At 45.3% G+C, this 5,257-nt stretch carries 4 protein-coding genes; 2 read left to right on the top strand and 2 right to left on the bottom strand.

The genetic code is table 11. The features are described from left to right. The coding region (locus KDK15_RS13590; protein WP_257295928.1) for a DUF29 domain-containing protein at positions 1-443 on the top strand (443 nt) is incomplete at its 5' end. On the opposite strand, the gene KDK15_RS13585 is transcribed toward KDK15_RS13590, so the two are convergent. Continuing rightward, positions 384-2,048 carry a hypothetical protein gene (locus KDK15_RS13585; RefSeq protein WP_257295927.1) on the bottom strand — a complete coding sequence of 555 codons (1,665 nt, stop codon included), beginning with the start codon at positions 2,046-2,048 and terminating at the stop codon, positions 384-386. The genes KDK15_RS13590 and KDK15_RS13585 overlap by 60 nt on opposite strands. 94 nt (positions 2,049-2,142) lie before the next feature. Beyond that, on the bottom strand, positions 2,143-3,939 hold the full coding sequence (locus KDK15_RS13580) for a hypothetical protein (RefSeq protein ID WP_257295926.1): 1,797 nt from the start codon (positions 3,937-3,939) through the stop codon (positions 2,143-2,145). Between the two features lie 775 nt (positions 3,940-4,714). On the opposite strand from KDK15_RS13580, the gene KDK15_RS13575 reads away from it, so the two are divergent. Then, complete coding sequence (locus KDK15_RS13575) at positions 4,715-5,161, top strand: hypothetical protein (RefSeq protein ID WP_257295925.1); 447 nt, start codon at positions 4,715-4,717, stop codon at positions 5,159-5,161. The last annotated feature ends 96 nt before the right edge of the window (positions 5,162-5,257 follow it).

Genomic DNA, 5,257 nt, shown 5'->3' with positions numbered 1-5,257 from the left:
AGTATGACCAACTGGACATTGACAACCTGTTCTGGGAAATCGAAAGCATGGGCAGCGAGCTGGGCATACTTGAACACCGGCTGACCACGCTGATCCTGCACCTGCTCAAGTATGAATACCAGAACCGGGTTGTAAATCCTCTGTTGCCAGAGCCCTACAAATGCCGGGACTGGCTGAAAACCATTGACCGGACAAGGCTGGCCATTGATACACTGGTCGCAAAAAACCCCCACATCAGGCCAAGGGCAGAAGACCAGATCGCTGAAGCCTTCCCCAAGGCCAAGCGGCTCGCTGTGCGGGAAATGAACCCCTACCTGCAAAAACATCAGCAAGTGGAAGAATCCGACTTCCCCGACCAGTGTCCGTGGTCATTCGACCAGATGTTAGAAGAAGACTGGCTGCCCATACGCTTTGTTCCTGGAACAAAACCTAAAATTGACTAAAGAGGCTTTCACTTCCGCTTTCACTTCCACCTCCTTCGGCAAGCCTTCGCCGCTATGGGTTATGAAGAAAATCTTATGGAGCAGTTTTGAGTCGATTGATTTGTCCTTTACTGCCTGGTCGTCGCCCTCCCAGCCCTTTCTCAGGCAGGGTTGAGACAACCAGGCTGTTAAGTGCTCCGGGTCTGGTATGCCTTTTCTCAGACAAATGCTGGCAATTGTCTTGAACACAAGCATGTTGATCGGGCGGTTCTTGACAGCTTCGTCATCCCCTGCCCAGCCCTCTCTCAGGCAAGGCAAAGTCAGCATGGCTTGCACGTCCTGCGGATTGAGTAAAACATCTTCATCTGAACAAAAGGCGCAAATTCGGCTAAGCACTCTAACGTTGATTGGCTTGTCCTTAACAGCATCGTCGTTGCCCTTCCAGCCCTCTCTCAGGCAAGACAGACTCAAAAAGGCTCTCAGGCCCTCCGCGTCCGGAAAGCCTTTGCGAAGGCAGAGGGAACCGGTGATCCAGTAGAGCACTCGATTGTTGATAGGTTTGTTCTTAACAGCCTCGTCGTTGCCCGTCCAGCCCTCTCTCAGGCAGGGCTGGCCCAGAAAGGTTTTCAGGTCCGGCAGGTTCGGTAAACCTTTGCCATCAAACAGGCTGCCGATTTTCCAGAGTCGATCAAGGTCGACAAGATTGTTCTTTACCGCTTCGTCGTTGCCCGTCCAGCCCTCTCTCAGGCAGGGCTGTTCCAGAAAGGTTTTCAGTTCCAACAGGTCCGGTAAGCCTAAGCCCTCAAACATGCCGGCGATTATCGGAAGCACTTGCCAGTTGATGGATTTGTTCTTAACGGCCTCATCGTTGCCCGTCCAGCCATCTCTCAAGCAAGACTGACACAGGAAATCACTCAGCGACGGCGCGTCTGGCAAGCCTATGCTTCGATACATCCTGGCAACTTCGGAAAGCCGGAATGTATCGATTTGCTCGTTCTGGACAGCCTCATCGTTGCCCGCCCAACGTTCTTTCAGACAGGGCAGCGTCAGCAAGGCTTCCACGGCTTGCGCATCCGGGGGGCCTGCATCACGACACATAAACGCAATTTTCCCAAGTAAAACCAGACAGATTGGGCGTTCATTTACAGGCAGGTGGGTCCAGTGACGTTTCAGGCAGGGCAGGCTCAATAGGGCTTTCAGGTTTTCCTTTTCCTGTGGTAAAGCACCTTGAAACATTGAGGTGACGAGGTCTAGCAGTGCATTGAAATTCTTGTCTTTTACATCCGGTAAACCTATCTCATGACACAGGGTGGTGACATATTTTTTTGCCTGTTTAATATCCATCGGCTCGACGTTTGCCTGTCCACTCCTGGTTGAGGAAGCCTCTCTGCATGGTTCACCAGTGTTCACAACCTGCCTCTGTTGCAACCTTTCAGTGGCCGCAGTTTCTGTCAACTGGGAAGCATTGGGTAAGGATTTACCTGCCAGCCTTGTGGTTAGATGAACTTCACGACCTGGCACAAAGCATTTCTGTTTTTCTTCAGCCCCGGTGACGGGGCTGGCTACTGGGTCTGATACAGCCTGAGCAGGGCTAATATTGAATGTTGCGGCAGACGGCATTGCCATCAGGTTTGACTCCTGTTTAAGTTAAACGGGAAACAAAACGACATTTTATGTTTATGTAAAAATGCAGATATGACTTCCAAAGACTATCGGACATTTATCCTACAACTTCTTTCGGAATAAACTCGGCCTTAATGACGATCTCATCATTAAATTTATAAATAGGTTCGCATGGATCCTGCTGATCGGATTGAAGACTCATTAAAGGAAAGAAATCTTTACTTTCAGTTTGTGCTTGATATTCATCATGATGAGATTTGATTTTTACCACTCTATTTTTCGAGTTCACTGATATAACAGTTGATACGTCCTCTTTTCGGTGGTCTTCGATCGAGAGTCTTCTATCTAGTAGTGAAACTTTTATTTCTCCGGATACCGGCCAGGTCAGTTTCTCGTCATACTTGCCTGGAATAAGCTGTGCGCAAACCCCTGCCTTTGTTTTATTTGATCTGTCGGTACCGTTAATATTCAGGATTAATTTGAAACAGTATCCATTAGCTGAAGTATAAAAAATCGGACTCCCTATTACACCATCATTGTATTGGTGACTTTTAAGTTTTCGGGTACAATTTCGGATTGGCCAGCTAATCAAACCGACACCTCCGATCACGTCATATGGCGAGGTAAAGACACCTGGTTTGATCTGATCTGCTGACACCACATCTATAGTTGTTTTGCTACCGGAATCCAAATAGCAAGATTGATACTCATATCTCGGTGGTTGCAAACTGGACAGTCTGCAAAAGTGTTTAAAACCCACGAGAGGAAGTGGGGTCTTACCCGGGAATCTCCGGCACTCATTTGGCGCTCTTGATAGATGTACTGTCCTTGTAATGTCACAATTATGTTTGCTGTGATCTCTCATAATAAATGTCATGGATTCACTGCAGGGCCATATGTGTTTATCAACATTGTCTCCGTTGATCACACGAACATACAAAGCGAGGTATTCATGATCATGTTGTACTAATGTCAGCTGAAAGGTATGGTTGTTGAGATGGAATGGTTCACTATGTTGTAACACACCGGATTTATTTAAATTTTCCGTATGATCAAATTTCCATGAACAGATAGTTTGCCCGACGACACCAGATGTGGATGCCTGGGAGACAGTTCCCGGGTGAACCACCTTCGATGTATTATCTACTTTGACTTTCGGGATTCCGGGTTTCGTTTCGGTGTTGTGGGTATGGCTATTATATCCGGAAGGCCGGGCCGACTGTTGCTCATTAACAAGCGTATCTATGATCGCTAACAATGAGGCATTCTCGTCTTGAACTGTTTTCAATGTGCCCTCAAACAATTCAATTTTATGTTTTTGTGATAAAACTTTCTCTGTCAGTTTCTGATTCTCCTGCGTCTTATTTTCCAGTTCTTTTTCCAGGGCTTGTGAATCAGTATCGCTTTTATGTGGAATATTTATGTTATGTTCATATCGAACCTTTAGATATTTGATTTCTTCTTTCAGATATTGTGATGATTCACTGCAGTTGTAGACATGAACTTTCTTATAATGTTGGAACTCTCCTTTCCAGCTGCATTTTGGTTCCAGGCAATTGACAACGACACCATTGACTTCTCTCGCATGAACTACATCTTCGAAAATATCCATTATATTTATATGGGATTTACATTCAGCTAACGGGCAGATGATTACTCTGTCTTTAATATTTTTATCCCGACATGGCTTACAAATAATGTGCCCGCATGAAAGCTGATAAGGATCGGAGAGAATGTGTCGCTTTGGATCTGAATATATACAAGCAAGCTTTTTTTGTGTTGAAGAATCTGGAATCAGACCGATAGGAAACGGATAGACGTATTCAAATTCAGGCATCGGTATATCTTCAGGAAAAGGCATACCGAGATTTGGTGGTCCTGATAATGTGTTCATATTGAAATACCTGAATTTAATTTCAATGGGTTGATTTATATTTTCAATGACCGAAAAGTTGTCAATTTAAAGCCACCCACTATTAGACCCATTTTCTTTAACTAAGTTCCCTGTATTTTTAATCATCTCTCCTTACTTAACTAGTTGTAAACCTATGCTTATAAGTCTCACTGGTGACGGGGCAGTCACAATAGAGGAAGTTGAACAGGTACAGATTATGAATAACAAGATAGACACATTCTGATCCTGACTACTAAGATAGATGTCATTATTATTGATAGCCATAGCAAATATTTATTTTTCTGACATAGAGGTTGTGTGATTGGGCAAGGAGTGGAACTTAATTCAAGAATAAAGTGTCCCAAAGGTAAAGCAGCTAACAACACTCTGGTTATCGGGAAACCAAATTTCAATTCGAACGACCTGACGGGAAAATTCTTTACTACAGCTTTGAAAAGCCAAACCTTTTCATCCATACAATAAGAATCAGAAGTGATGTTAGGAATACTAAACCTATTGTTATGAACTTTTGGCTCAGCTCTTGGTACATTACTTCCATAGCGAGAACTTAACGCTCAGGACAACGGAATGCACACGAAACTAAGGACAATGGAGAGTAGCTATGGATTTAGGTATTTCCAGTGATAGAACGTACAACTCATTTGGTACTGTATACCCATCTAATACGAGCGTAGAAGGGTGCTTCGGCCAAAGGAAGACCACAGAGTGGTCAACTGATTCAGCTTTCCGGAATAGAAGGCAGAGCGCTGACTTGTTGTCAAAGCCAAATTTAAAAGACCGGCTGGTTTATCCATTAAAGGCTTTCAGAAATCGAATGTATACCACCATGTTGACCGGTGGTTCCGCCGGTGTCTTCCTGGGCCTGGGTATCGGTTCGGCAGCTGGTGCTACCGCAGGATTTACTGTGGGTTTAATACCTCAGGCATTAGATTTGCTGACTTTTTCTTGTGAGCCCTATGTTATTGCCGGTGCCTTGATTGGGAAAGAGGTAGGCATCCGGGGCGGTGCAGTCCTCGGACTTGGTATTGGCGCGGTTAGCGCCCTGGCATCTGTTGCCATTGGCCTTGCTCTCAGCGTGGTTCATCTGTCAAGGGACATTTATCATGCGGCAACCCTGGATAAACCCAGCCTGGATGCACCACTGCCGGAAAAGCCATGGATCGCACAGAAACTTAGTCAGGAATTGTCCAAGCTTAAATAAGTTCAGCCAGGACACATCCCTGCCCTATTGCCGGGCCAGCTGGGGCTTGTTGCAGTTAACGAAAACCTATCTATAGTTACTCGAACCTATTCAAAA

Source organism: Endozoicomonas sp. YOMI1 (genome assembly GCF_024606345.1).
Taxonomy (GTDB): domain Bacteria; phylum Pseudomonadota; class Gammaproteobacteria; order Pseudomonadales; family Endozoicomonadaceae; genus Endozoicomonas.
The sequence above is the reverse complement of the archived record's forward strand: the minus strand, read 5'-3'. Positions and strand labels throughout refer to the sequence as shown.